The organism is Devosia sp. (genome assembly GCF_035944845.1).
GTDB lineage: Bacteria > Pseudomonadota > Alphaproteobacteria > Rhizobiales > Devosiaceae > Devosia_A.
In genome coordinates this window covers 1-25,579 of sequence record NZ_DASZAW010000072.1, presented here as the reverse complement: position 1 = coordinate 25,579, position 25,579 = coordinate 1, and the positions used below count along the sequence as shown (strand labels likewise).

Here is a 25,579-nt window from a genome sequence, read left to right as displayed (position 1 = left end):
TTCGAGGTTCAGTTCGATGCCATCCGCCCGCCCGGTCGCGGCTCGTGCCGCTTCAACCTTCAGTCGTTTCTGGCCCGCCCTGCTTTCGATCGGGGGGCTCTTTTTCGCCTGGGAGGCTTACGCCCAGCTCTCGGGCATCCCGCCGACCACGCTCCCCCCGCCATCCCGCGTGCTGGTGCAGGGCGCGCTGCAATACCGGGCGCTGTGGGACAACACGCTCCCCACCATCTATGCCACTGTTCTCGGCTTTACCTGCTCGGTCTCTGCCGCCTTCGCCTTTTCGGTGCTGATCGACTTCTACCGTCCGTTGCGGCGCGCCCTGTTGCCGGTCTTCATCATCAGCCAGACCCTGCCGATGATCGCCATCGCACCGCTGGTGGTGCTGTGGTTCGGCTTCGGTCTTCTGCCCAAGATCATGCTGGTGGCGCTGGTCACCTTCTTTCCCATGCTGATCGCGCTGCTGCAGGGCTACGCCTCCACCGCCGGCGAGATTGAACAGCTGGTGGCCTCGATGGGCGCGCCGCGCTGGCGCATCTTCCTCCTCGCCCGGCTGCCTTCGGCCCTGCCCTACTTCTTCGCCGGCCTCAGGATCTCGATCACCTATGCCGTGGTCGGCGCGATCTTTGCCGAATATGCCGGCGCCGCCAAAGGCCTTGGCATCTACATCCTCAACGCCAAGAACAACTTTCGCCCCGATCTCGTCCTCGCCGCCGTCATGGTCAGCGCCAGCCTGACGCTGGTCCTGTTCGGCGTCACCGTATGGGTGCAGGGCCTTGCGATGCCGTGGCGGCAGCTCTCCGGGAGCCAGGACCGATGAGCGCCCCCCGGCTCGCACTCAATGGCATCGCCAAGGCTTTCGGCGACCTCCCGGTGCTGGACAACGTCTCCCTCTGCGTTGGCAACGGCGAATTCGTCTCCATTCTCGGCCCATCCGGCTCGGGCAAATCCACCCTCTTCAAGCTGTTGACCGGCGCCCTGCGCCCCGACGCCGGCGCCGTCTTGTTCGACGGTGCGCCGCTCCACCCCGACCGCCGCCCCTTCGCCTTCATGCCGCAGCGCGACGCCCTGATGGATTGGCGGCGCATCATCGACAACACGACGCTCGGCCTCGAAGTTCAGGGCGTAGGGCGGGCCGCAGCGCGCCGACGCGTGGCGCCGCTGTTCGCCGAGTTCGGCCTCGCCGGCTTCGAGCACCACTATCCCGCGCAACTCTCCGGCGGCATGCGCCAGCGCGCCGCGCTGCTGCGCACCGTCGTCCAGGACAAGGATATGCTGCTGCTCGACGAGCCGTTCGGGGCGCTCGATGCCCTCACCCGGGCCGAGATGCAGCTCTGGCTCGAGACGATGTGGGCCCGCCACGACTGGACCACGCTGCTCGTCACCCATGACGTGCGTGAAGCCGTGCTGCTGTCCGATCGCATCTATGTGCTGTCGGCCCGTCCGGCCCGCGTCATCACCGAAGTTGCCGTGCCGCTGCCGCGCCCCCGCCGCACCGGCGCGGCGGTCGCCGCGGTCGAGGCCGGCATTCTCGACCTGCTCCTCTCCCCTTCCGACAGCCAAAGGATCTGAACGATGAACCTCCATCGCTGGGCGCTCGCCGCCGCCTGCCTTCTCGGCCTCGCTGCCGCTCCCGCCGTCGCGCAGCAGCACGTCAGCATCGCCCTCGACTGGACGCCCAACACCAACCATATCGGGCTGTTTGTGGCGCGTGAGCTTGGCTACTACGCCGAAGCCGGGCTCGACGTCGAAATCCTGCCCTATACCGACACTTCCGCCGGCGCACTCGTTGCCAATGGTGTCGCCGATTTCGGTATTCTCGGGTCGATCAGCCTGATGACCCAGCGCGCCGCCGGCGCCGATCTAAGGGCCACCTATGCCATCACCCAGACCGAGACGGGTCGGCTGGTGTTCAACGCCGACCGTACCGATATCCAGCGCCCCAGCGACCTCGATGGCCTCACCTATGGCGGTTTCGGCAGCGCCTGGGAGAACGCCCTGATCACCTCGATGATCCGTGCGGATGGCGGCGAGGGAACCTTCGAGACCGTGACCCTTGGCACCTCGGCCTATGAGGCGCTGGCCAATGGTGCAGTGGACTTCACGCTCGAGGTCTACACCTGGGAAGGCGTCAAGGCCGAGCTCGACGGCAAGGCTCAGCGCGCCTTCCGCTACGCCGATTTCGGCGTCCCCGATGAGCATACGACTCTGATCGGCTCCAGCGCGGCCTATCTCGGCGCCAACCCGGAAACCGCCGCGGCTTTCATCGGCGCCACGCAGCGTGGCTACGCTTACGCCGTCGACCATCCCGACGCGGCCGCCGACATCCTCATTACCGCCAATAGCGATGTCCTGACCGACCGGAACCTGATCCGTGCGTCGCTGCAGGCGCTGATCGACGGGCACTACCTCAAGAGCGCCGATGGCGTGATCGGCACGATGGTGCCTGAAAAGGTCGAGGCGATCGGCCAGTATCTGTTCGCCGCCGGCATCCTGAAAGACGGCAACGGGACGGTGCTGGCGGAAAAGCCCGATTTCTCGACCTACTTCAGCAACGCCTACCTGCCAGCCGAGTAGTGCTTCACAGATGGACTGAGAATCGGGTGGGCTCGACCATTGGCCCACCCACCGGATGTCATCCCCGCGAAAGCCGGGACCCAATTATCAGGTGGCGCAGGTGGCGAGATGGGTCCCGGCTTTCGCCGGGGTGACATCACGAGTGGAACTGATCGGAGCGGTTCAACTCACCCTTGAAATGAACTTCCTCGCCCGCCCGCGTCACCGCCTTGGGGTGGCGGCGACGAACGCGTCGAGCTCGGCCCGTGTCCCGGCGCCTTCCATCGGCCCGCGAACCGTGACGTTGCGGGCTCCTGCCGCTGCGGCATAAGTCAGCGCCTGTTCGACGCCCATCCCGAGGCGTCGGCAGGCCACGTAAGCGCCGCCAAAGCAGTCGCCTGCCCCGGTCGGGTCGACTTCATCGACCACGAAGGCTGGGGCATCGAGCCGCGAGCCGTCCCGGCTGAAGCAGGTTGCCCCTTCCGCCCCGCGCTTCAGCACGATCTCCTTGACGCCCAGCTCGAACAGTCGCCGCAGCGCTGGCGTTTCGCCTGCGACGCCAGCCGCCCGCTCGAGTTCATCGCCGCTCGGCAGCAGCAGGTCGGCTTTTGCCACCAGCTCAGCGAACTGCCGCTCGATCCGCGCATCCACCCGCAGTTCCTTGCGCAGGTTCGGATCGACCGACAGCGTGCCGCCGCGCGTCTTGATGATATCGACGGCCTGTGCGATCACCGCGCCGGCGCTCGGCATGGTCAGCGCAGTGCCCATGATGTGAACATGGCCGGCCCGGCCAACCACCGCGGCAACGGCATCATCCCAGCCGAACCGCGACGCCGCTGATGTGGCAATGTTGTAGACGAAGTCACGCGCCCCGCTGGCCCGGTAGCGGACGAAGGCGCTGCCGGTTGGGTAGTCGCGATCGATCGTCACAGCCGAAACATCGACCCCGTCAGCCCGCAGCCGCTCGAGGTTGACCCGCCCAAAATCGTCGTCGCCCACCGCGCCGATCATCGCGGCGCGCCCGCCAATGCGGCCGCACTGATCGATAAAAATCGCCGGCGCGCCGCTCGGGTACGGTCCCACCAACGGCTGCGCCGCACGAAATCCGTCTCCGACAGTGGTTGCAACAATCTCCACCAGGATCTCTCCGACACAGATGGTCGGCCCCAGTTCGTCCGGGGACAGGACAGCATTCGGCATCGGCGATGGGCCCAAGGTTTGCGATGAGGCCGGGCAATAGTGACGCTGCCATGCGGGGTTAGCAACATTCTTGGCGGTAGCGTCACCCTGCAACGAGACCGTCACATAAGCCGGCTATGAGTCTCGTCATCCGAGACAAGGTCAGACGCAATGACGAAGACGCGACGAGTTGTGGTGACGGTAATACGTATTACCGCGTTTCCGGCCTGGGAGGTTTGATCGTGCCCCGCACCTCCCCGGCAAGCGCTGCGACCTCGCGCGATGTGGCCAAGGCCGCCAATGTCTCGCAGGCGCTGGTCAGCCGGGCTTTCAGCGGCAATGGCCGCATCGCCCCCGAGACGCGGGATCGCATACTGAAGGTCGCAGCCGAGATCGGCTGGCGCCCCAACGCGCTCGCCGCCAGCATGGTGACGGGCGATGCACCGCTGGTGTCGGTGATCACCACCCGGCTCAGTTTCGACTGGCGGGCCCAGGTGCTCTCGCACCTGCTCAAGGCCTTCGAAGCGTGGCACCTGCAGCCGCTGCTGTTCTACGCCGAAAGCGACAGGGAAGTGGATCGGCTCCTGGCCGAAACCATCAGCTGGCGCACCCGCGGCGTGGTAGTGACGGCGGGCGTGGTCCCCGAAGCGCGTGCCGAGGCGATCCTGTCGCGTGGACAGTTTCTCGCGGCGCTCAACCGCCCCGGCAACCACCCCGAGGCGTTTTCGATCGCTACCGATAACCCGGTCGGTGGGGCGCAGGCCGCCGCGGTGCTGCTCGGCGAAGCTCGCGGGCGGTTCCTGGCGCTGGCCGGCCCGGAAGACAGCTGGGCCAGTTCACGGCGCGTCGACGGCTTTGTCGATGGCCTGCGCGACGCCGGACACCAGCCGATGGTCTGGCACAATGCCACCATGACCACCGAAGCCGGCCTCGCCTGTGCCGCACGGTTGCTGGCTTTGCCGCCCAACGACCGGCCGGATGCGGTGTTCTCCACCAACGATGCCATTGCGCTCGGCTTCATCGACGGCCTGCGCGGCAGCGGCATGACGATCCCCACCGACCTGTCGATCATCGGCTTCGACAACCTGCCGGCCTCCGCCTGGACGCCGTATCAACTGACCAGCTTCGAGCAGCCGCTGGATGCCATGGTCGAAGGCGTTCTTGACCACATCCACGCCCACCAGCAGCCGGAGGCGGCCGGGCCGGCCATGCCTCTCCAAGCTCACCGCCTCGGTGTCGACGGCGTCATCTATTGCGCACCGCGCCTCGTCGTGCGGCAGACCACCCGGGGGCCCCAATGAGCCTCGAACGCCGCCTTGTCGTGGCCGGGGGACTGGTCGCCGCCGCCGGCGAGCTCGCCCGCCGCGCCCATGCCGATGATGGGCTCGAGATCACCAGCAAAGGGCCGGGAGATCTGGTCAGCGAAACCGATTTCGCCATCGAACGGATGATGCGCGACGCCATCGGCGCCGAATTCCCCGATGACGGCATCATCGGGGAGGAGTTCGGTGGCGCTCACCGCGTCTCCGGCTTCACCTGGCTGATCGACCCGATCGACGGCACCGTCAACTTCGCCCGCCGCCTTGGCTATTTCTGTATTTCCCTGGCGTTGCTCGAAGACGGTCGACCGGTGGCGGCCTTCATCCTCGATCCGCTGCGGAACGAGCTGTTCCACGCCGGCCCGGACCGCGTTGCACGGCTGAACGGCAAACCCATTCGCTGCGCCATGGAAGCCGATTTCGGCGAAGCGGTGATCGGCCTCGGCTTCTCCACCCGCCATGATCCGGCGCTCAACGGCCAGATCGTCGACGGACTGACCAAAGCCGGGACCGAGCATCGCCGGCTCGGGGCAGGAGCGCTCTGCCTTGCCCATGTCGCGGCTGGCCGCCTCAACGCCTATGTCGAGCCGCACATGAACCCCTGGGATGCCGTGGGCGGGCTCTATCTCGCCGCCTGCTCCGGCGCCGTCACCGGCAACTACATCGCGGTCGGCGGCCTCACCCATGGCGCTCCGGTCTATGCCGCCGCGCCACCGATATCACCGAGCTTGCTGGCCGTGCTGCCAGCCTTGATTTCCGGCACTCCGCTTCATCGGGAAAATGAGCCGCGGAGTGCCGGAGAAGTTGCGAGTTCATCGCATGCCTGACCCCAATGTGGAGATGAGACAATGAAAGCCTTGCTTGCGGCATCCATCGCCGTCCTTCTGAGCACCACCGCTTTCGCGGTTGAGCCCATCGGCTCGGACGGGTTCAACACCGATCCGGGTTTCGATCTCGGCACGCTGAGTGCAGACAACTTCTATGATGTCATTGTTCCGCTTGCGAAAACAGAGGGCACGCTTACCCTTTATGACTTCACCGACAGCTTTGGCCCGCTGTTCAACGACCACCTGATCCCCGAGTTCGAACAGAAGTACGGCATCAAGGTGGAGTACATTCGCGGCGAAGGCGCTGCGGCCAACCAGCAGTTGATCGCCGCGCACAAGGCCGGCGCCAAGGCCCCGGCCGATGCCTATTTCGTCAGCTCTGGCAGCCTGCCGCTGCTCAGCAGCGAGGGCGTCGTCGCCAACCTGCCGCTGGTCGAGCTGCTGCCTAACGGCGCCGCACTCGACAAGACCATTGCCACGATCACCGGTGGCATCGAGCACGGTGGCACCTTCCTGCCATTCCACCGCAACCAGACCGACATCGTCTACGACACCCGCGTCGTCGCCACCGACGTGGTACCGACCAACCTCGATTCGCTTGCCGCCTGGGCCAAGGCCAACCCCGGCAAGTTCATCCTGACCTCGCCGGCTGGCGGCGGCTCGGGCAACGGCTTCATGCAGTCCATTGCCTTCGCCAAGGTCACCGACGCGACCTGCCGCGCCACCTTCGCCAAGTACGACATCACTGCGGCCGAAGCCGATGCCTTTGCTGCCAGCGACTGCATGGCCCCGGTCTGGGACTATTATCGCGACATCCTGCCGTCGGTCGAAATCACCAACGGCAACTCCGATACGCTCAACCTGCTGGCCAACGGCGCGGGCAGCATCGGCACCGCCTGGGAGGACATGGCCTACGACTTCACCGGTCGCGGCCTCCTGCCCCCGACGGTCCGCCAGCTACTGCTCGAGGAAGGCCAGGTCGGCGGCGGCGACGGCCTGTTCTTCCCGGTCAATGGCTCCCATCCGGCGGCCGGACTGCTGATGCTCGACTTCCTGATCAGCAAGGACGTGCAGCTCGAAAAGCTGTCGATCAACGGTTCGCGTTCGGCCCGTACCGATATCGATCCGGCCCAGACCTTCACGCCCGAGCAGGTGGCCCGGCTGATCCCGACCGATCAGTTTGCGAGCCGCGCCATCGAGCGCATGCCGGCTGTCCTCAACGACCAGCTGACCGCCTACTTCGTCGCCAACGTGCTGCGCAAGTAACACCGGCCTCGGCGGCGGCGCTCCCCAGGGGGTCGCCGCCGCTACCGCAGCGGAGTTTCCATGTACGCCTCGCTCTCCATCCGCCAGCTGACCAAGCAGTTCGACGCCAACCAGGTGTTGAAGGGCATCGACCTCGAAATCACTGCCGGGCAGTTCGTCGTTCTCCTCGGTCCCTCGGGCTGCGGCAAGACCACGCTCCTGCGCGCCATCGCCGGCATTACCGACCCGAGCTCGGGCGGCATCTGGTTGCAGGACCGGCGCATCGACGAGGTGCCGCCCGAGAAGCGCAACTTCGGCCTGGTGTTCCAGACCTACGCGCTGTTCCCGCATATGAGCGTCGAGCGGAACGTCGCCTTCGGGCTCGAGATGCGGCGGGTGCCGAAGCCCAAGATGACCCGTCGCGTCGCAGCGGCGCTGGCGCTGGTGGGGCTCGGCGACTACGCCAAGCGCCTGCCCAGGCAACTCTCCGGCGGCCAGCAGCAGCGCGTCGCGCTGGCCCGCGCCATCGTCATCGAACCCGACGTGCTGCTGTTCGACGAGCCGCTCAGCAATCTCGATGCCAAGCTGCGCGACAGTCTGCGCGAGGATCTGCACGCGCTGCAGAAAAAGCTCGGCGTCACCTCGATCTACGTGACCCACGACCAGGCCGAAGCCATGGCGCTGGGCGACGAAATCGTGGTGATGAAAGACGGTGAGATCGTCGAACGCGGCACCCCGATCGATCTCTATCGCCGTCCCGTCTACCGCTTTACAGCCGAGTTTCTCGGCATGACCAATGTCATCGAAGCCGACATTCGCGACGGCTCCTGCCGCCTGCCCTGGGGCGAGGTCCGCCCCCTCGAGAACCCCGCCGCAAGCGACGTCGAAGGCGTCGCCATCCGACCCGAGGACCTCGCCATCGAACCGGTCGAAGCCGACCATCACGGCGTCGTCGAACAGGCGATGTTCATGGGCGCTTCCACCCACTACTGGATCGATGTGGGCGACAAGACCTTGCGCGCCATCACCACCGGCGGCAGCAGGGCCATCCTGCCCGCCGGCCAGAAGGTCCGGCTGGTGGCGCCTGCCTCGCTGCACCTGCTGCGCGCCCATCGCCCGGGAGGCCGGCCGTGAACGAGACGAGGGTCAGGCTCACGACGCTGCTGCTCTGCCTGCTGCCCGGCGTCGGCTACCTGCTGGCGCTGTTCGGGCTGCCGCTGCTGCGCGTCGTCTATGGCAGCTTCACCAGCAATGCGCCTGGCGCAGCGGGGTTGACCCTCGACACCTGGGCTGAGCTGCTCGCCAACCCGGTGTTCACCGACGGGCTGTGGTTTTCGCTTTGGCTGGGCGTCGCCCCCACCATCGTCAGCCTCGCCATCAGCCTGCCGCTCTCGGCGCTGATGCAGGCCAACGAGACCTCGCGCAACCTTTTCGGTACGCTCTACAAGATCCCGCTGGTGGTGCCCGGCATCGTCGCCGGTTTCCTGGTGCTGATCATCCTCGATCGCGGCGGCATGGCGACCCGGCTGCTGGCGCCATTCGGCATCGCCCTGCCCCGGCTGGTACGCGACGAATGGGCCATCGGCGCCATCATCGCCTCGGCCTGGAAGACCATCCCGTTCATGACGCTGATCATCGCTGGCGCCATGGCCGCGATCAACAAGGACATCCTTGCCGCCGCCCGCACCCTGGGCGCCGGACGGCTCACCATCATCGCCCGCATTCAGTTGCCGCTGGCGCAGCCCGGCATCACCGCCGCGGTGCTGCTGAGCTTTATCGGCTCGCTCGGCTCCTACGTGATCCCGAGCCTGCTCGGCCCAACCTATCCGCTCCCGCTCAGCGTCCACATGTTCGACGAGGGCTTCAAGAAAGGGAACTGGCCGATGGTCTACGCCATGGGCACGCTACTGAGCGTCATGGCGATCGCCGTGCTGCTTGCCTACTACGCCATCATCGGCTCGCTCGGCCGCAGCAAAGCGGCAAAGGGCTGATCCGATGGCAACCTCACGCACCAAACGTTCGCAGGCGCTGGTCGGCTTCGGCCTCTATGCCTACCTGGCGCTGACGCTGTTCTTCCCCGTTGTCATCGTCGCGCTCTGGGCCTTCTACGATCCGGCGGTCGGCTGGTTTCCGCCCGACATCATCCCGCGCTCGTTCTCGCTCTCGGCCTGGGCCGAAGTGCTGTCCGACCGCCACGTGGTGCCGGCTGCGCTGCTCAGCCTGTTTGTCTCGGTGGTGGTGACGGTGCTCACCGGGGTGCTGGCCTTCCCCACCGCCTGGGCGCTGGCGCAGTTCCCGTTCCGGCTGAAGCGCTTCGTCGAAATCTTCATCCTCGCGCCGGTGATCGTCCCCGGCATCGTCGTCGCCGTCAGCCTCGGCGAGATCTTTTTCCGCTTCGGCCTCGCCGGCACCGTCGCGGGGGTCATCCTGGTGCAACTGGTGGGTACCCTGCCCTTCATGATCCGCATCCTCACCGCCACGCTCGAAGGTATACCGAACGAGCTGATCTTCGCCGCCCGCACGCTTGGCGCCTCGCCCTTCGTCGCCGTCACCCGCGTCGCCCTGCCGCTCGCCTGGCCGGGCTTTGCGGCAGGAGGCCTGCTCACCTTCATCGCCTCGTTCGAGGAGTTCGAGAAAAGCTTCATGGTCGGCGCGCCCAAGGTGCGCACCCTAGCAGTGCAGCTTTGGAGCTATCTCGGCGGCGAGGTGCTGGTACTGCCCACCGCCGCCGTCGTCACCTTCATCCTCCTCACCCCGATGCTGGTCATCTTCGTCATCGCCGAACGCCTCGGCAAGGACGACGTCATGGCCGCCGGCCTCGGTAAACTCTAACTCTCCCGGAACCCTGAGATGCCCAATCCATTCCTTGCCGCCGATGTCGGCTTCATCCGCCTCTGCGGCCATCGCGGCCACAACCTCACCGCGCCGGAAAACACCTTCGCCGCCTTCCGGGCGGCACATGAGCTCGGCGCCACCAGCCTCGAGATCGACACCGTGCTCAGCGCCGACAACCAGATCGTCGTGCTGCACGACCTGCTGCTCGACCGCACCACCAACGGCAACGGCGCCGCGCGGGAAATGTCTGCTGCCGATATCGCCGCCCTCGATGCCGGCTCCTGGTTTGATCCGAGCTTTGCCGGCACGCGCGTGCCGACGCTTGTCGACACCATCGCCCTGGCGCATGAGCTCGATCTGGTGCTGGAAGTCGAGATCAAGGAGAAGGTCAACCTCGAGGCCTACTACGAAGCGCTGTCCCACGTTCTCGCCAACCCCGCCGACCGCGAACGGGTGATGATGATCTCGTTCGACCATGCGAGCCTCAAGGCGGTGAAGGCGCGTATCCCGGGTCTCCGCACCGGTGGCATCGTGCACGAGCACTTCCCCGATCCGGTCGCCGTCGCCCGCATGTCCGATCTCGATGAACTCTGCATCGATCTCGACGTCTTCGACCCCGCCGACGCGGCGGCGCTGCATGCCGCCGGCATTTCCATCCGCTGTCACGCCTACAAGCCCCGCACCTGGGAGATGGCGCGGCGGGCCGGGCTCGGCTGGGACGACACCCTGCCGGCCTGGTTGAAGGCCGGCCTGATCGACACGCTCTCGGGCGATGATGTCGGCTGGCTCAGGGACTATCTCGCCAAGGCCGTCGGCTAGCGCGGCGACGCTTCGGCGCGGGGTCTAGCCGCTGTCGCGAACGATCAGCGTCCATGGCAGGACGAAGCGACTTGGTGGCACGGCCGCCTTGTTCTGAATGCGATCGAACAGGTGGGCAGCAGGTTCGGCGAGCGAGATGGCGGTCGGGCCGATCGTCGTGAGGCGGGGGTTGGCGTAATAGCCTTCTTCGGCGTTGCCGCAGCCGATCACGGCAATGTCGCGCGGCACATCGATGCCGGCACGCTGCAGTTCCTCGATCACCGTGACGGCGGAAAAGTCGGACTCGACGAGGATCGCGTCAGGTCGCGTCGGCCGTCCGGCGAGGTCCCGCGCTACCTCGGCTGCTCTGGCTCGGCTGCTGGCGCATTGAACCATCGCGACAAGTTGCATATCGCTGCTTTGCGCCACGTAGTCGCGAACCATCTGGGCTCGGGGATTGGCGCGATTGGTGATGTTTTCGAGGTAAGCGATGCGGCGTCTGCCGCTGCTTCCGAGGTGCTCGAGGGCCAGCCGGAGCGCGCTCCGGCGGTCGTAGTTGATAACCGAAAACCCCTTGGGGTCGGCATTCGCGTGGAGGACTAGATGCGCCTTGCCGAGGCGGGAGCCATCGCCGAACAGGTCTGCCAGCTCCTCTTCGGTGAAACCGTCGGCGTCACCGATAATGCCGTCCGCAAGACCACCCTCCACCTCGGCAATCACCCGTCGCCATTCCTCGAGTGACTGGGCGGTGACGATGATCGCCGAATAGCCACGACTGCGCGCCACGTCGTCGACATCCTTGGCGATGCGGTCCGCGTAGGGAATGCCCAGTTGCGGCAGCAATACGCAGATTCGCTCGGTGCGCTGGATGCGCAGGTGTCGCGCCGTCTTGTTGTTCACATAGCCCAGCGCATCGACGGCTGAACGGACCCGCTCCCGCACATCCGATCCCATGCGGGCGAGCAGATCGGGACGCCCGCTCAGATAATGCGAGACGGTGGCGGTCGAGACGCCGGCAAGCCTCGCCACATCGGCCATGGTGGGGGCGCGAGGCGCGTCGGGCAGGCGGTCGATGAGTTCGTCGCGTTGGGGCACGGCATCCACGAGGCGGAGGTTGGCCCATCTCCTTACTCTGATGGCACGATTTCCGGAACTGCCTCTCCGGCCTGCCGCAGGCGCTCCACCAGGCGGTCGCGAAGCTGAGTTCGGATGCCCTCGTGCTCGACGGCGGCAACGAGGTTATCGAGCTCATGCGGGTCGGCTTCGAGATCGAAGAGATGCGCTTCGCGATAGAGCGGTGCATCGATGTCGTTCCAGCCATCGCCGCCGGGTGCGATCACCTCGTACTTCCAGCGCCGAGTGCGCAGCGCGCGCCCGACATGATCTTCGCTGAGCTGGATGAAGACGTCGTCATCGGTCTGTGGTGCGTTGCGCAGGATGGAGCGCCCCTGCATGTAGGCCGGCGGCGCGATACCTGCGGCGTCGAGCAGCGTCGGCGGCAGGTCGATCAGGCTGTTCATGCCCTCGTGCGCGCCGCGGCCATCGAACCTGGGGCCGGTGAACAACGTCGGCACCCGGATCGAGGCCTCATGGCAGGATCGCTTGTATTCGGCGTTGCGGGTCTTGAAGTGGTTGCCATGGTCCGAGGTGAACATCACCACCGTATCGTCGGCGAGTTTCAGGCTGTGCAGCGCGTCGTGGAGCCGCCCATAGGCTTCGTCGATCTTGGCGATCTGGCCCATATAGCCGGAGAACTGCTTGGCCGCGGTGCCGCCGAGCGCCACGAGATCGGCGGGCAGCACCATTCGCTCGCGCATCCGCTCTTCGTAGCCGGCAGGGGCGGGGTAGTCGTCGGTCTGGTTCTGGTGGTGCGGCTCGAGATAGGAGACGAACAGGAAGAACGGCTTGTCATGCACCCGATCGAGGTAGCGGATCGCGGCGTCAGTGAGGGCATCGACGCGATAGCCGGGCAGCCGCACCGGCTGGTTGTCGTTGTCGTACATCACCGTGTCGTAGGCATAGGAGGTGAACTCGAGAATGTTGGAGGCCAGCCACGCGTCGTACCCGCCGCGCTCCTCCAGCGGCACCGGCTCGTTGTCGGCGAGGTGCCACTTGCCGATATAGGCGGTGTCATAGCCGGCCGTCGCGAAGTGGTGGGCCAGCGTCTGCTCGCTCCGCGGCAGCGCAATGCCATTGCGGTAACACCCGGTGGTGGTCGGGTACTTTCCCGTCTGCAGGATCGAGCGGGCCGGTCCGCAGACCGGCTGGCAGGTGAACGAGTTGCGCACCAGCATGCCGGATTTGGCCAGGCGGTCGAAATTGGGCGTTGCGCCCATCGCACTGCCATGTGCGCCGACAGTGTCCCAGCGCTGCTGATCGGTGAAGAAAACGATGACGTTGGGGCGCTCGGTCACGTGAAATGCCTTTCGAGGCTCGTCACTTCATGCCGCTCATCATCACCGAGCGGATGAAGTAGCGCTGGGTGAAGAGGAACAAGACGAAGCTTGGGAAGAACAGGATCACACCGCCGGTGGCAGTGAGATTCCAGGCGGTGAAGAATTCCTGGTTGAACAACGTGAGCCCGGTGGTGATCGGGCGCATCTCGGTGGTCGAAACGACGATCAGCGGCCACAGGAACTCGTTGAACTGAAACACGAAGGTGAGCAGCCCGAGCGTTGCCATCGCCGGACGGATCTGCGGCAGGATGACCGAAAAGAAGATTCGGAGCTCACCCGCCCCGTCGATACGGGCGGCATCGATCAGCTCATCCGGGATCGGCAGGATGAACTGGCGCATCAGGAAGATGCCGTAGGCGCTCATGGCGAACGGCATGATCAGGCCCTGGTAGGTGTTGAGCCAGCCCATCTCGGCCGTGAGGATGTAGAGCGGGATCATGCGGATGAAGAAGGGCAGCATCAGCGTCGAGAGCAGCGCCGCGAACATCCATCGCTTGCCGGGAAACTGCATTTTGGCAAAGACGTAGCCGATCAGCGGATCGAAGATCAGGTGCAGCGCCGTGATCCCGCCCGCGATGATGAAGCTGTTGAGCACGAAGCGGGCAAACGGCGCGCGCTCCCAGATGTCGATGTAGTTCGAAAACTGCAGCTGGGTCGGGATGATCACCGGCACCCCCGAGAACAGGTCGGCGTCGCTCTGCAGTGACAGCGAGATCATGTAGAGGAACGGGAAAATCGCCAGCAGCACCGCAATTGCAAGCACGCCGTAGATGGCGACGTTTGCAAGCGGGTTGCGCGCGTGAAGGGCGGCGCTCATGCGTAGCTCACTTGTCGGCCCAGGAGCCGGAACTGGATGAAGGTGATGACGAGGATGACGAGGAACATCAGGAAGCTCAGCGCCGAGGCGTAACCGATATTGAGCTCGACGAACGCAGCTTCGTAGACATGCAGGCTGAACAGCCTCGTGGCGTTGGCCGGACCGCCATTGGTGAGCAGGTATGGCGCCGACAGGTCCTGCAGGTGGCTGATCATCGAAATGACCGCGAGGAACAGTGTCGTCGGTGCGAGCAGCGGCAGCGTGATCGAAAAAAAGCTCTGCCGCCGGCTGGCGCCATCGAGGCTCGCAGCCTCGTAAAGCGAGGCCGGAATGCCCTGGATCGCGGCGACATAGATCAGCATCGCGTAGCCGACATCCTTCCACACGGTGATGGCGATCATCGTCGGCAGCGCCGTCTGCGGCATGCCGAGCCAGTTCTGCCCCTCGAGGCCGAACGCGAAGAGGATCGAGTTGAGGATGCCGGTGTAAGGGTCGAGCAGGCTTTTCCACATCAGCGCAACGATGACGAACGAGATGATGTAGGGAAAAAAGATCACTGCACGGATGGCGTTGTTGGCGCGCACCGGCCCCGCGAGGATCGCCGCCAGCCCGAGTGCGATCACCAGCGTCAAGACGGTGGTGGCAACCGCGTAAACCAGCGTGATCCACAGCGCCCGGCGAACCCGTTCGTCAGTGATCGCCTGGATGTAGTTGTCGAAGCCGGCGAACCGGGCCTCCCCGATCAGCGGTGCGCCGCGAAAGAAGCTCGCCCAGAGCTCGACCACGATCGGGTAGTAGAAATAGGTGGCGAAGTAGACGATCGCCGGCAGCAGCAGCCCATAGGCAATCAGGGCCTGCCGCGTTTTCCAGTGGGCCAGGGATGGCATCGCAATTATCCGATCGAGCCGCGGTCCGGGTGAGCCGTCCCGTCATGTTGGCGCATGCCGGGACGGCTCGGGAGGACGACTATTCGCCGAGCGCCTTGTTGGCTTCGGCGGCGTACTGGGTCAGCACCTCCTGCGCCGGGCGATCATTGTAGATCACCTCGTCGACGGCGGTCTTCAGCAGTTCCTCGACGCGCGCGCTCTTGCCGGTGAGGCGAAGCTCGGCGGTGATGTCACGGGCATATGGCAGGCACTGTCCGAAGCTCGACAGGATCGGGTCGGCCTGCACCTCGGGCGAGGCTGCCCATGACTTGCGCGGCATGGTCATGCCATTGGCAGTCGAGGCGGCAAGCTCGGTATCGAGCGCCACGAAGCGCTTCAGCAGTTCCCAGGCCTGGTCGGGGTGCTTGGCGGCGGCTGGGATCATCAGGCTCACGCCGCCTGCCTGGGTCGCCTGCGTCTTGTCGGTGAGCGACGGCGCGATGGCCCAGTTGAGCTTGGGATTGCCGGTCCGGATTGGCGTCACATCCCACGGCCCGGTGATGATCATGGCGGCACGGCCGGCCGTGAACAGCTTCTGCGGCCCTTCATAGTCGGCGCCGGTGACCGGCAGGGGCGCGGCCTTGTCCTTGTGGATCAGGTCGGAAACGAACTGCAGTCCCCTCGCGGCTTCGGCGCTGTCGAACACCACCTTGTTGGCGGCCGGATCGAAATAGCTGGCGCCGGCCTGGAACAGCCACGGCCAGTAGTACGAGGTCACCGGGTTGGGTGCGAAGCCGAAACGGCCACCCTTGGTGGTGGCGATGGCGACATTGCGGAACTCCTCCCAGGTTTTGGGCGGAGCGTCGAAGCCGGCTTCCTTAAGCATGTCGACATTGTAGACCAGCGTCGCGCAGGTGAGATGGATCTGCACCCCGTAGTAGGAGTTGTCGATCATGTTGCGTTTGACCGAGAAGTCCTGCCAGTCGTCGGGATAGCCCATCGCGGTGCCATCGGCCTTGATGTAGTCGTCGAGCGGCTTGAGCAGCCCCTGCTGCGCGAATTCCTGCACCCAACCGCCCGGCTCAGCCGTGAGATCCGGCGTGTTGCCGACCGAAAAGTCGGCGATCAGCTTGGTGCGCATGTCCGGCCACTGGAACTTCTCCCACTGCACCGTCCAGCCGGGATTGTCGGCTTCGAACTTGTCGATCACCGCCTGGTAGGCGTCCCAGGCGTGCCCGGCGTTCCAGTAAACCGTCAGCGTCTCCGCGCGTGCTGCGGAAACGCCCAGTCCGATGACCGCCGCGACAGCCATCCCCTTCCAAACTGCCTTCATTTTCCCCTCCTCCGAGCCGCTTCCGGCTTCATTTGTTAATCGATTAACAAAATTGGTCTGCTTGTCAATCGAAACAATGCAGCGGATCGGAAGAGGAGAACACGACGCCGTGGCGGGGAAACCGTCCGCGATGCCGCCATGAAGCTCGATCCCCCGATCAACGAGTGCTGACTCGGGCATGACGACGTCGCACGGGCCCGCGTGACATGGTCGGCACAGGGCGCCAGAAGTACCGTTCCGAGGTCGGCCTGCATCGCCCCTGAACCGGCCATTATCCATTTGCTCAAACGCGGTTCACATCGTCACCAACATCCTTCTGGCACCTCAACAAGGATGGAGACCATCAGCATGAAGAACAACCGCACTGCCATTGCGGCATTCGCCACTCTCCTCGCCATGGGCTATGGGGTCGCCGAGGCCGCGCAGGTCCGCCTGCCCGTCAGGGGCGACCAACCGGCCGCCACCGGGTTTGTTGCCAAGCCCAAGGTGGTCGCTGACACCTGCGACCAGTCCTACCCCAGCGATTTCACCACCTGCGACCCGGACTCGCTGACTCAGCGCTGCGACGATGCAGGCGGGGGCATGTCGAGCCTGGAGGGCGGCGGCATCGACTGCGACCTTGGGCCCGAATGAGCCCATGGGCCGGGGCGCTCCACTGCCCCGGCCATTCACCTTCGAAAGGGGCGCTCCAGGGCGGCAGAGTTTTGCACGGCGCAACCGTCACCGCGCCCGAGTCTCGCGCGTCAGAGGGATATCAGAAGGCCCGCATTGCAGCTCGGAACCCGACCTGGCATAACAAAATCAGGCGTTTAGTGGAGATGAATGGCGGAGAGGGAGTCAGGACGTAGCAGGCTGTTCCTGCGGCTCTCCGGGCATGATGCTATGCGGACAGACAGGCGGACAGACGATTGCGATCCTACCTGCTCTGCCTCCGCCCAATCGCGCGATCACGGAACCTCATGTGGCTCCTCGTCACCGACCAAGCCTGTTCGTGCCTCCATTCTTCCCGCATCGCCCGGCAATCGATCGGCAAGTGGTTTGACAAGGTGAGAAAGAGCTATGCGTTCGCCGGTCTTGCTGAATGCCTCTACGGGCATCCCTAGGTGGAGGAGCCCGTCCTTCCGCAGCGTATCGCCCCGGCTGCTGGTCTATGACCTCGCGTCGCCGACCTCGTAGGGGCCAGGCACGGGACCGTAGACCTGCTGGACCATGGCGATGACCATGTTGCGACCCCGCTCGGTCAGACTGACACGGACGCGCCGCGCGTCGTCCCCGTCCGGCTGCCGGCGGACGAGGCCGGCGGCCTCGAGGCTCTCGATCCGGCGCAAGGTGCCGGTGGCGGAGATACCGGAGTCCGCCAGCACCTGCTTCACGCAGAGCTCCTCACCCAGCTCCCCGTTGACGAACAGCTTAAGGACGATGGTGACGTCCTGGAGGCCCTTGGGCATGCTGCTGCCATAGATAGCGCCGGCACTGATCAATCTACGGACAGCTTCGACCATGCCGTCTTTGGCCAGCGCGTTCTGAAGCACAAATCTCATAGCCCCCTCGCTAGGCATTTTCTGCCGCCCAGCTTAAAGGCCAATGCGAGCAAGGAACCTCCCATCAAATACTGAGGGTGATCCGTTTTCTCAGCTACGCTGTGGCTTATCAAAGCCCCGAAAACATGGGGATTTTGGACTGGACCGGTGCTAAATCGATTGCTTCCTGGCAGTCCGGAGCGCGGGTGCGTGGGGCGGCACCCGAATCAGGAAATGTCGGTTAGCGGCGTTCGGCACGTCTGCGCGTCGGCGCGATGCGTTTGCGCGGAGTGAACGGGATAATCTCGGCCGGTCCCTTGCGGTACTCCAGCGTCAGCACTGTTTCGATAATGCGATCGATGAGCAGGCCGAGATCTCGGTCGATGTGTTCCTTGTCGTTCAAGCGCTCCCTGGCCGCCTCAAGGTCGAGCCGCACGCTCTGGTATCTGAGATTCATTAGTCGTCCCGCTTTGGTCCGCCCCTGGGTTACGCCACTGCCGATAGCGGCATTGCCAACTGGGGCGCAGCAATTTTAACTTCCACAACCGGGGCGCTGGGCACGACAAAATGCCGAAAAACTCAGTATTGGCATGATCGCAGCAACAGCAACCAGTGCCCAAGCCATAGCTAGCAGATGGTCTTAACCACACTCTGCCCTCCCCGAGATACGGGGTGACAATACACGGCGAGCATTCGCGTGGATCTGTTGAAAACAATCGCGGCCTAACGCTCGCGCAGTGCCTCGGCGGCGCGGTTCAGCGGCTTGGCCAGGTAATCGAACACGGTCTTCGAACCGGTGTGGATATCGACTGTGGCCACCATGCCGGGCACGATGGGGAAGCTTGCACCGGCGGAATTGACCAGTTGGCCTGCCTTGGTCTCGATGAAAACCCGGTAGTAGAACAGCTCTGGCTGAGCCTGGTCCTGGATGGTGTCGGGGGAAACCGTCGTCACCTGCCCTTCCAGACCGCCATAGATCGAATAGTCGTACGCAGTGAGCTTCACCGTGGCGCGTTGGCCGGGTTGGATGAAGGCGATGTCGCGCGGCGAGATGCGGGTTTCGACCAGCAGCTTGTCGCCGAGCGGCACGATGGTCATCAGCCGGCCATTGGGCGCAATGACGCCGCCGATGGTGCTGATCTCGATATCCTTCACGATGCCGCGGACCGGCGAATAGAAGGTCAGACGCGAGAGTGAATCGGTGCGGCCCTTGATGACGGAAGACAAGGCCGCGACCTCGGCATTGGCCTTGGCGAGCTCCTCACGTGCCTGCACCACATATTCCGAGCGCGTATCGACCTGCTGCTGCTCGAGCTCGGCGGCCTGGCGGCGCAGGCGCAGGACCTCGACATTGCTGGCGGCGCCGACATTGGTCAGCTGCTCGCTGATGGCCAGTTCCTGGCGGACAAGATCAAGCGACTCGGCGACCCAGCGCTGCGTTTCGATGAGGCTCGATCGGCGGGCTTCGAACAGTTCGCGCTCGGAAACCTGCAGCTCGGGGAAGGCAGCGAGCTCTGCGGGGAAGATGAGCTCGGACCGATTCACTTCGGCCTGCAAACGGGCGGCGCTGGCGAGGGCGGCGCGATAGCGGGCGGCACTTTCTTCGACATTGGCGCCGGTTCGGGTGGGATCGAGCTGGGCGAGGAGCTGGCCAGGAGCGACCACATCATCCTCACCGACATGCAGCACGGCGAGGATGCCACCATCTAGCGACTGCACCACCTGCTCGCGCGAGATCGGCACGACACGGCCCGAGCCAGTGGAGACCTCGTCGAGCCGGGCGAAGATCGACCAGGCGAAGAGGGAAAGGAGCAGTAGGGCGGAGAGCGTGATGACGCGGGTCGAGCGGGTGACTCGGGTCTCGTCGGCGTCGCCATAGACCCAGGACTCGCCCCTGCCCGCAAAAGCCGAAAGCGACATGCTAGCGCCCTCCCCCGACAACATTGCTCATGCCCTGCATGCGCTTGAGGGCGTTCTCGCGCGTGTCGTCGAGGGCGATGAGCCCATTGTCGATGACGACGATGCGGTCGACCAGCTCAAGCACGCGCATGCGGTGGGTGGCGATCACCAGCGTCCTGTCCTCGGCGAGGAGGCCGAGCTGCTTGATGAAATGGCGCTCGGTGGCTTCGTCCATGGCCGCGGTCGGCTCGTCGAGCAGCAGGACAGTCGGCTGACGGATAAGGAGACGGGCGAGGAGGATCGACTGCTTCTGCCCGCCGGAAAGGCCGAGCCCGCCTTCGAGCACCTGATGCTCGAGCCCGCGCGGCAGGCGGCGCACGAACTCGTCGGCGCCGACCATGGCGAGGGCGGCGAGGATTTCGTCCTGCCCGGCCTCGGGGGCACCCATCAGCAGGTTGTCGCGCAGGGTACCGTGGAAAAGACGGGCGTTCTGGGTAAGGAGGCCAGTGTCGCGGCGCACATCGGCTGGGTCGAGCTGTGCGAGCGCCATGTTGTCGAGCAGCACTTCGCCGGCGACAGGTTCGAGCAGGCCGGACAGAGCCTGCAACAAGGTGGATTTACCGGCGCCGTTCTTGCCGAGCAGTGCAATCTTTTCGCCGGGCTCGATGTGGAGGTCGCGCACGGCGAGGGCGTTGGGCGAGGTCTCGTCGCCGTAGCGGAACACGGCGCTACGCAACCGGTACTCGCCGGCAATGCGCGGCACCTCGATGCGGCTCTCGTCAGGTGGATGATCGATGGGCATGCGCATGATCTGATCGAGGCTTTGCATGCCGACTTTGGCATGCTGCAGCCGGCTCAGCACCAGGGTGATCTGGGCCAGCGGCGCGACCATGCGGGAGCCGAGGATGGAGGCGGCGACGAGCGTGCCAGTGGTCATGTCGCCGGTGATCACCAGTGGTGCACCGAAGAAGATCACGACGGCGTAGGCGCCGGTCTGGACGCTCTGGGTCCAGGTACTGAGCATGCTGGTGAGCGCGCGGAGCTTCAGCTGCGCTTCGCCGGTTACGGCGTTGAAGTGGTTCCACTGCTGCTGGAAGCGCTCCTCGGCCTGCAGCGCCTTGATGTCCTCGATGCCCTGCACCGCCTCGACCAGCATGGCATTGCGCAGGGAGGACTCGCGCATGGCCTCGTTGGCATACGCGCGCAGCCGGCGCTGCGCCAACAGACCCGGGATGAGCAAGAGCAGCAGCGCGCCGATGGGCACGAGGATCAGCACGCCGCCGATGAACCAGAAGACGACGAGAAAGAGCAGGAAGAACGGGATATCGACCAGCGCCGTAACAGTGGTCGAAGTCAGCATGTCGCGCACTTGCTCGAGGTCGCGTAGCTGGGCGATGAAGCTGCCTGTCGAGGCCGGGCGGGCCCGATTCCGAACCCGCAGGGCGTGGCCGAAGACCTGGTCGGACATGCGGATGTCGGCGCGTTTGCCGAGGATATCGATGATGGAGGCGCGGGTATGCCGCATCAGGAAATCGAAGATCAGGGCGAGCAGCACGCCGGCGAACAGCACGTAGAGCGTGGGCAGCGATTCCGACGGCACAACGCGATCGTACACCTGCATGGAAAAGATCACGCCGGCGAGGCCGAGCACATTGCTGACAAGCGAGGCGAGCACAACGTGCAGGTAGGGTCGCAAGTCGCGGAACAGGATGCCGCGCAGCCAGCCTTCCCTGTGGGGGCGGATATAGGTGTCGATGCGCGAATCGGGCACGGCGCGGCTGGGGCGGGCGATCACCACGGCCTCGGCATTGTCGAGTAGCAGATCGAGCGGCAGGGGCGTCTGCAGCCCCCGGTTGCCGGTGAGAATGGCGCTCGCCTCGCCCGAGGCGCTCAAGGCGGTGACGACCGCGAGGCGGCCGCCGCGCAGCAAGACGACAAGCGGTAATTGCCAGCTCGAGATTTCGACCTCGTCCGGTTCGACAAACTTGAGGCGCAGACCCATGGTGCGGGCCAGCGCGTGGACGCGGTCTATTTCGGCCGTGGCCGTGCTCCAGCGCACGGACTGGCGGGCGCCCTGCATGGACAGGGGCACACCATAGTGCTGGGCGATGTGGCGCAAAGCCTCAAGCCAGGCGCCGCCGGCAAAGGCCTTCGGTTGCGCACTCTCGTCTCTGCCGGTGTCGTGCCTGTCCATCGCGTCCGTCGGCTAGAGCGGCACGCCGCGGATGGTCTGGCCGGATAGTCCGAAGGCCTGACGCGCGGCGCCGGAATTGTACATGCAGTCGAGCCGGAGTTTGCGGATATCGTGCTCGGCGTTGATCATCTCTAGGCGACCCTGATGCAGGTCGCGCTCGGCGTTGAGCACATCGAGCAGCGTGCGCGTGCCCAGTTCAAAATATTGCCGCCGATAGAGGTCGCGCGTTTCCACTAGCAGCGCGTCACGCTCGGCCATGGAGCCTATCATCCGCTGCAGGCCTGCGGTGCGACTGCGCGCGTCGGTGAGGGCGAGCGCCACTTCGGTGCGCGCGCCTTTGGCGGCGGCGTTGGCGGCACGCATAGCAAAATCGGCGGCGTTGGAGCGTGCGCCACCGGCGCCGCCATCGAACAGCTTACCAGAGAGATCGAAACCGATGCGGACCTCAGGACTGTCGTTGATGTCGTTGAGGTCGAGTCCAGTGCCGACATCGAGCGATAAGGTGGGGAGAGCCTCGGCGTGAGCAAAATCCAAATGCGCCTTGGCCTGGGCGCCCTGCGCCTCGGCCTGCATAAGCGCGGGAATATTTGCCCAGACCGGCTCGGCCGTGCACGTGCCGGCCAGCCATTGCGGCACGCCGGGTTGGGCACCGATGGGGCTGTTGGCGCCGGTGAGATACGCGAGCCGGCTCTTCCAGCGTGCCAGGTCGGCCTCGACCTGCAGAACGGTCGCCTCAGCGGCCTCTATGCGAAGGTCGGCTTCAACAGTGTCGGAACGGGCGCTGGCGCCCGTGTCGGTGCGCTGGCGGACCAGCGTCGCGATGTCGTGCACGCCGCTAAGGTGGGCCATCGCGGTCTCCCGCAGGGCCTCGAAGCGCTGCGCCTCGATGACGGCGTAGCCGGTATCGAGGATGACCTTATCGGTCGCTAGCAGCACCTGGGCGCGGCTGACATTGGTGCCGGCGGTCGCCGCGGCGACCGAACTCGAGAGCTTGCCGAAATCGAAGATCGTCTGGGTTGCCGAAAGGTTCAGCTGTGGCTCGAGGCTGCCGCCGCCGATGGCGTCGTCGGTACCGAGGCTCAGGCCGCCGGAGACACTGGGGAAGGCGCCGGAGCGGGCGATGTTGATCTCTTCGGCCTGCTGCATCAGCCGCGCCATCGCCTCATCAATTGAGGGATGCCAACCGACGGCGCGGCGCACCGCCTCCTCGAGGCCGAGGGAGGCGCCCGGATTGGCGGGCGCGTAAGCAGTCACGATGGTTGAGGGCGCATCGAGCTGCGGGGCGAGGATCGGTTGCCCGGTGGGCGGCGGTTCCATCGCCAGCGAGGACGGGGAACCGGAATGCGAACAGGCGGCGGTGGCAAGGCAAGGCAGGAGCGCCAATATTGCGGGCCAGCAGCGCGTACGCTTGGTTCCCATCAGCACTTCCGGCACGTCTGGCTCCCGCTCAACTAGACCACCGTTGGATGTTGCAGGTGCTGATCGTCGATGGGTACCGGTGTGAGATAGCCCAGCGGATCCTCCATAGTCGGCTCGGGCGACGGGGAGGTGTCGGGGGCACCGCTCGAGGTGCTATCGGGTTCGGTGCCGGCGTCCTGCGTGTCGATGAACTGATCGAGCAGGGCATCGACCGAAGTGGAGTCATCGGACGCCGGGGGCTCAACGATGCCGCTGAGGTCCGGGGCTTCGCTGGATAGGACCGAGTCCGGCGCCGCCGAGAAATCTCCCAGCGGGATGGTGTCGTCGCCGAAGCCGAAGCTCATAAGCGAGAAACCAGCGAAGCCGGCAATGCCCGCGCCCGAGGGTTCGACGGTCACATCAAGCACGGCCTGCGAGATCTGCCCGTTGGGATGCACCAGCTGATAGTTGAAGCTGTCGACCTGCGGCGTATCGAAATAGGCGACGCCGGTATCGGGGACGTAGCTGTAGCTGCCGTCGGCCTGCACGGTGAGCGTGCCGTAAGTGCCCTGCACCGTGACCGGGCCGCCGACATAGAGATCGGCATCGTTCTGCACCTGCAGCTCGGTCGTAGTCGCACCGGCGGCGTCGTTGTCGAGGACGTTGCCCGTAGCGCCCGTCGCCTGGTCCAGCACGAACTGATCGGTGTGGGTCAGCGTCAGATCGGTGGCGACGTTGATGGCGAGCGCCGCGAGGCTGCCGTTGAGGGTGACATGCACCCGGTAATTGCCCGGATCGAGCGTAAGCGCGCCGATGTCGATGCTGGCGAGTTCGGCACCGAGAACCGCGATTACCACACTGAACGAGTCGGTGGTGCCAGGCACGTTGGTCCAGACGCCGGGCGAAGTCTCTTCCTGCAGCACCGCGTTGCCACTCATTGCGACGCCGGCGAGGCCGGCCGAGACCACGACGGTGCCAGAGGCGAGCGTCGCGGCATCGAGCGTGAAGGTGGGGCTGTTGGTGGTCTGGGCCGTCAGGGCCCCGGAGAGGTTGTGGGAATCGGTGACTACCTCCTCGACATTCTCCCACACGAATGAGGCCGAAGCGCTGTCGCCGGCGGCCACCACCGCCTCACCATCGAGCGTGATGGTGAGCGTGGCGGTATCCGACGCGCCGCCATCGGAGAGCGTATAGGTGAACACATCGGCCTCGCCGACCGACATGGGCGCGCCATAGGCATTGTAGGTGTAACTGCCATCGGAATTGAGCGTCAGCTCGCCGTACTCGCCGGCGATGTTGACGCTGCCGCCGGCCGGGACCGGCGCGATGGTGCCATCGGAATTGACCACCTGGGTGATGGTGGCGCCGGCGCCAATGTCGTCTACCCCCAGCCCGGCATCGCCAGTGATGACGTTGCCGGTGACCGTTTCGGTGGCGAACTCATATTCGGTCAGCGTGGTGGTGATCGTCGTTTCCTGCAGCAGCGTCAGCGTGTTGCTGAGGAGGGCCGTGGCGATGGCGTCGACCACGTCGTCGACCGAGCCGAGGAAGCCGACCGTATTCAGGATGCCGGTGAGAGGCCCGACGATGCCGGTGACCGGCAGACCGTTCAGCCCGGTCAGCACCGGATCGAGCAGCAGCACGGCGGCCGGCCCCAATGGCCCGAGAGCATTGGACACCGCAGTGAGGACGACGGACTGGTTGTCGGCGCCGACCACCACGCCGGCATCGCCCAGCTCCTGGACCGAGACGCCGCCACCATCGGTATCGAGCAGATCCGTGAGGGCGCTGGAATCGTTATGGATCACAACGCTATAGGTCCCGGGTGGCAGGCCGGTGACCGTGGCGACCAGCGTGTTGTCGCCGGTGAGGCCGAGCACCTGCAGCCCGGCCACCTGGCCGACCAGCGGCGACGTTGCCGTCGCGCCCTGGTAGACGATGTTGCCATCGGAATCGATGACATCCAGCCGGTAGGCATCGCCAACCGCGACCAGCGCAGTCTGGCTGATCTCGATCCGCAATTCGCCGGAGCGGTCGGCCTGGACCGTCACGGCAGCGCTGGCATCGGCGCCCTCGTTGGACTCAAGCAGGCCGATGACCTCCACGTCGCTGGTGACCTGCGGGGCGTAGTCGACCTCGCTGACGGCGCCCATGTCGAGCGTCGTGCTGTCATTGACGGCATCGAGCGAGACATCCACGGTTACCGGGCCGAGCAGGCCTTCGTCGCTGGTGTTACCGGCAGCATCGGTCTGGCGCACCTGCACGTCATCGGCGTCGTAGGTGCCGGGCAGCAGCTCGAAACTGGTGGCGGTGCCGGGGTCCCACGTGGTTCCGCCGTCG

The 25,579-nt window shown here is 65.4% G+C and carries 23 protein-coding genes; 11 read left to right on the top strand and 12 right to left on the bottom strand.

Annotated features, from left to right (window positions below):
- Nucleotides 1–16: 16 nt before the first annotated feature.
- From VGV07_RS14335 to VGV07_RS14325, 3 genes are read left to right on the top strand one after another with little or no spacing between them, the layout of a single operon-like run.
- Nucleotides 17–817: an ABC transporter permease gene (locus VGV07_RS14335; protein ID WP_326869393.1), complete on the top strand. Its 801-nt coding sequence runs from the start codon at nt 17–19 to the stop codon at nt 815–817.
- Nucleotides 814–1,569 carry an ABC transporter ATP-binding protein gene (locus VGV07_RS14330; RefSeq protein ID WP_326869392.1) on the top strand — a complete coding sequence of 252 codons (756 nt, stop codon included), beginning with the start codon at nt 814–816 and terminating at the stop codon, nt 1,567–1,569. Before VGV07_RS14335 ends, VGV07_RS14330 begins: the two co-directional genes overlap by 4 nt.
- Nucleotides 1,570–1,572: 3 nt before the next feature.
- Entirely contained in the window at nt 1,573–2,574 is a 1,002-nt protein-coding gene (locus VGV07_RS14325) for an ABC transporter substrate-binding protein (protein ID WP_326869391.1), read from the top strand.
- A 201-nt stretch (nt 2,575–2,775) separates the two neighbouring features.
- Here the strand turns inward: VGV07_RS14325 and VGV07_RS14320 are convergent, their stop codons facing one another.
- Nucleotides 2,776–3,753 (bottom strand): tagatose kinase, encoded by a 978-nt coding sequence (locus VGV07_RS14320; RefSeq protein ID WP_326869390.1) that lies wholly within the window; start codon nt 3,751–3,753, stop codon nt 2,776–2,778.
- Between the two features lie 221 nt (nt 3,754–3,974).
- Between VGV07_RS14320 and VGV07_RS14315 the strand changes: the two genes are divergently transcribed.
- Genes VGV07_RS14315 through VGV07_RS14285 form a run of 7 tightly spaced genes read left to right on the top strand, consistent with a single transcriptional unit; the run spans nt 3,975 to nt 10,777 of the window.
- Nucleotides 3,975–5,033: a LacI family DNA-binding transcriptional regulator gene (locus VGV07_RS14315; RefSeq protein ID WP_326869389.1), complete on the top strand. Its 1,059-nt coding sequence runs from the start codon at nt 3,975–3,977 to the stop codon at nt 5,031–5,033.
- A complete protein-coding gene (locus VGV07_RS14310; protein ID WP_326869388.1) occupies nt 5,030–5,878 on the top strand; it encodes an inositol monophosphatase in 849 nt (282 codons plus the stop codon). The genes VGV07_RS14315 and VGV07_RS14310 overlap by 4 nt, the downstream gene beginning before the upstream one ends.
- A 21-nt stretch (nt 5,879–5,899) precedes the next feature.
- Complete coding sequence (locus VGV07_RS14305) at nt 5,900–7,144, top strand: extracellular solute-binding protein (protein ID WP_326869387.1); 1,245 nt, start codon at nt 5,900–5,902, stop codon at nt 7,142–7,144.
- A gap of 60 nt (nt 7,145–7,204) precedes the next feature.
- Nucleotides 7,205–8,257: an ABC transporter ATP-binding protein gene (locus VGV07_RS14300; protein WP_326869386.1), complete on the top strand. Its 1,053-nt coding sequence runs from the start codon at nt 7,205–7,207 to the stop codon at nt 8,255–8,257.
- Nucleotides 8,254–9,114 carry an ABC transporter permease gene (locus VGV07_RS14295; protein WP_326869385.1) on the top strand — a complete coding sequence of 287 codons (861 nt, stop codon included), beginning with the start codon at nt 8,254–8,256 and terminating at the stop codon, nt 9,112–9,114. Before VGV07_RS14300 ends, VGV07_RS14295 begins: the two co-directional genes overlap by 4 nt.
- A gap of 4 nt (nt 9,115–9,118) precedes the next feature.
- Nucleotides 9,119–9,955, top strand: coding sequence for an ABC transporter permease (locus tag VGV07_RS14290; RefSeq protein WP_326869384.1), 837 nt, complete (start codon nt 9,119–9,121; stop codon nt 9,953–9,955).
- 18 nt (nt 9,956–9,973) lie between these two features.
- Nucleotides 9,974–10,777: a glycerophosphodiester phosphodiesterase family protein gene (locus VGV07_RS14285; RefSeq protein WP_326869383.1), complete on the top strand. Its 804-nt coding sequence runs from the start codon at nt 9,974–9,976 to the stop codon at nt 10,775–10,777.
- Nucleotides 10,778–10,801: 24 nt separating this feature from the next.
- On the opposite strand, the gene VGV07_RS14280 is transcribed toward VGV07_RS14285, so the two are convergent.
- From VGV07_RS14280 to VGV07_RS14260, 5 genes are all read right to left on the bottom strand, one after another.
- The gene (locus VGV07_RS14280) at nt 10,802–11,851 is read right to left on the bottom strand and encodes a LacI family DNA-binding transcriptional regulator (RefSeq protein WP_326869382.1); all 1,050 of its coding nucleotides are present in this window, start codon (nt 11,849–11,851) and stop codon (nt 10,802–10,804) included.
- A 32-nt stretch (nt 11,852–11,883) separates the two neighbouring features.
- Nucleotides 11,884–13,170 (bottom strand): sulfatase-like hydrolase/transferase, encoded by a 1,287-nt coding sequence (locus VGV07_RS14275; protein ID WP_326869381.1) that lies wholly within the window; start codon nt 13,168–13,170, stop codon nt 11,884–11,886.
- A 22-nt stretch (nt 13,171–13,192) separates the two neighbouring features.
- Nucleotides 13,193–14,029: a carbohydrate ABC transporter permease gene (locus tag VGV07_RS14270; RefSeq protein WP_326869380.1), complete on the bottom strand. Its 837-nt coding sequence runs from the start codon at nt 14,027–14,029 to the stop codon at nt 13,193–13,195.
- Nucleotides 14,026–14,916 (bottom strand): sugar ABC transporter permease, encoded by an 891-nt coding sequence (locus VGV07_RS14265; RefSeq protein WP_326869379.1) that lies wholly within the window; start codon nt 14,914–14,916, stop codon nt 14,026–14,028. The genes VGV07_RS14270 and VGV07_RS14265 overlap by 4 nt, the downstream gene beginning before the upstream one ends.
- A 79-nt stretch (nt 14,917–14,995) precedes the next feature.
- On the bottom strand, nt 14,996–16,228 hold the full coding sequence (locus VGV07_RS14260; protein ID WP_326869378.1) for a sugar ABC transporter substrate-binding protein: 1,233 nt from the start codon (nt 16,226–16,228) through the stop codon (nt 14,996–14,998).
- 348 nt (nt 16,229–16,576) lie between these two features.
- On the opposite strand from VGV07_RS14260, the gene VGV07_RS14255 reads away from it, so the two are divergent.
- A complete protein-coding gene (locus tag VGV07_RS14255) occupies nt 16,577–16,861 on the top strand; it encodes a hypothetical protein (RefSeq protein WP_326869377.1) in 285 nt (94 codons plus the stop codon).
- Between the two features lie 515 nt (nt 16,862–17,376).
- Here the strand turns inward: VGV07_RS14255 and VGV07_RS14250 are convergent.
- The 6 genes from VGV07_RS14250 to VGV07_RS14225 all read right to left on the bottom strand — a co-directional run.
- A complete protein-coding gene (locus tag VGV07_RS14250; RefSeq protein WP_326869376.1) occupies nt 17,377–17,769 on the bottom strand; it encodes a MarR family winged helix-turn-helix transcriptional regulator in 393 nt (130 codons plus the stop codon).
- 220 nt (nt 17,770–17,989) lie between these two features.
- The gene (locus VGV07_RS14245; RefSeq protein ID WP_326869375.1) at nt 17,990–18,184 is read right to left on the bottom strand and encodes a hypothetical protein; all 195 of its coding nucleotides are present in this window, start codon (nt 18,182–18,184) and stop codon (nt 17,990–17,992) included.
- Nucleotides 18,185–18,471: 287 nt separating this feature from the next.
- Nucleotides 18,472–19,668, bottom strand: a complete 1,197-nt coding sequence (locus VGV07_RS14240) for an HlyD family efflux transporter periplasmic adaptor subunit (RefSeq protein ID WP_326869374.1) — start codon at nt 19,666–19,668, stop codon at nt 18,472–18,474.
- Between the two features lies 1 nt (nt 19,669).
- The gene (locus tag VGV07_RS14235; RefSeq protein ID WP_326869373.1) at nt 19,670–21,841 is read right to left on the bottom strand and encodes a type I secretion system permease/ATPase; all 2,172 of its coding nucleotides are present in this window, start codon (nt 21,839–21,841) and stop codon (nt 19,670–19,672) included.
- Between the two features lie 12 nt (nt 21,842–21,853).
- Nucleotides 21,854–23,275 carry a TolC family protein gene (locus VGV07_RS14230; protein ID WP_326869372.1) on the bottom strand — a complete coding sequence of 474 codons (1,422 nt, stop codon included), beginning with the start codon at nt 23,273–23,275 and terminating at the stop codon, nt 21,854–21,856.
- A gap of 17 nt (nt 23,276–23,292) precedes the next feature.
- On the bottom strand, nt 23,293–25,579 hold a 2,287-nt coding region (locus VGV07_RS14225), incomplete at its 5' end, for a BapA/Bap/LapF family large adhesin (protein ID WP_326869371.1).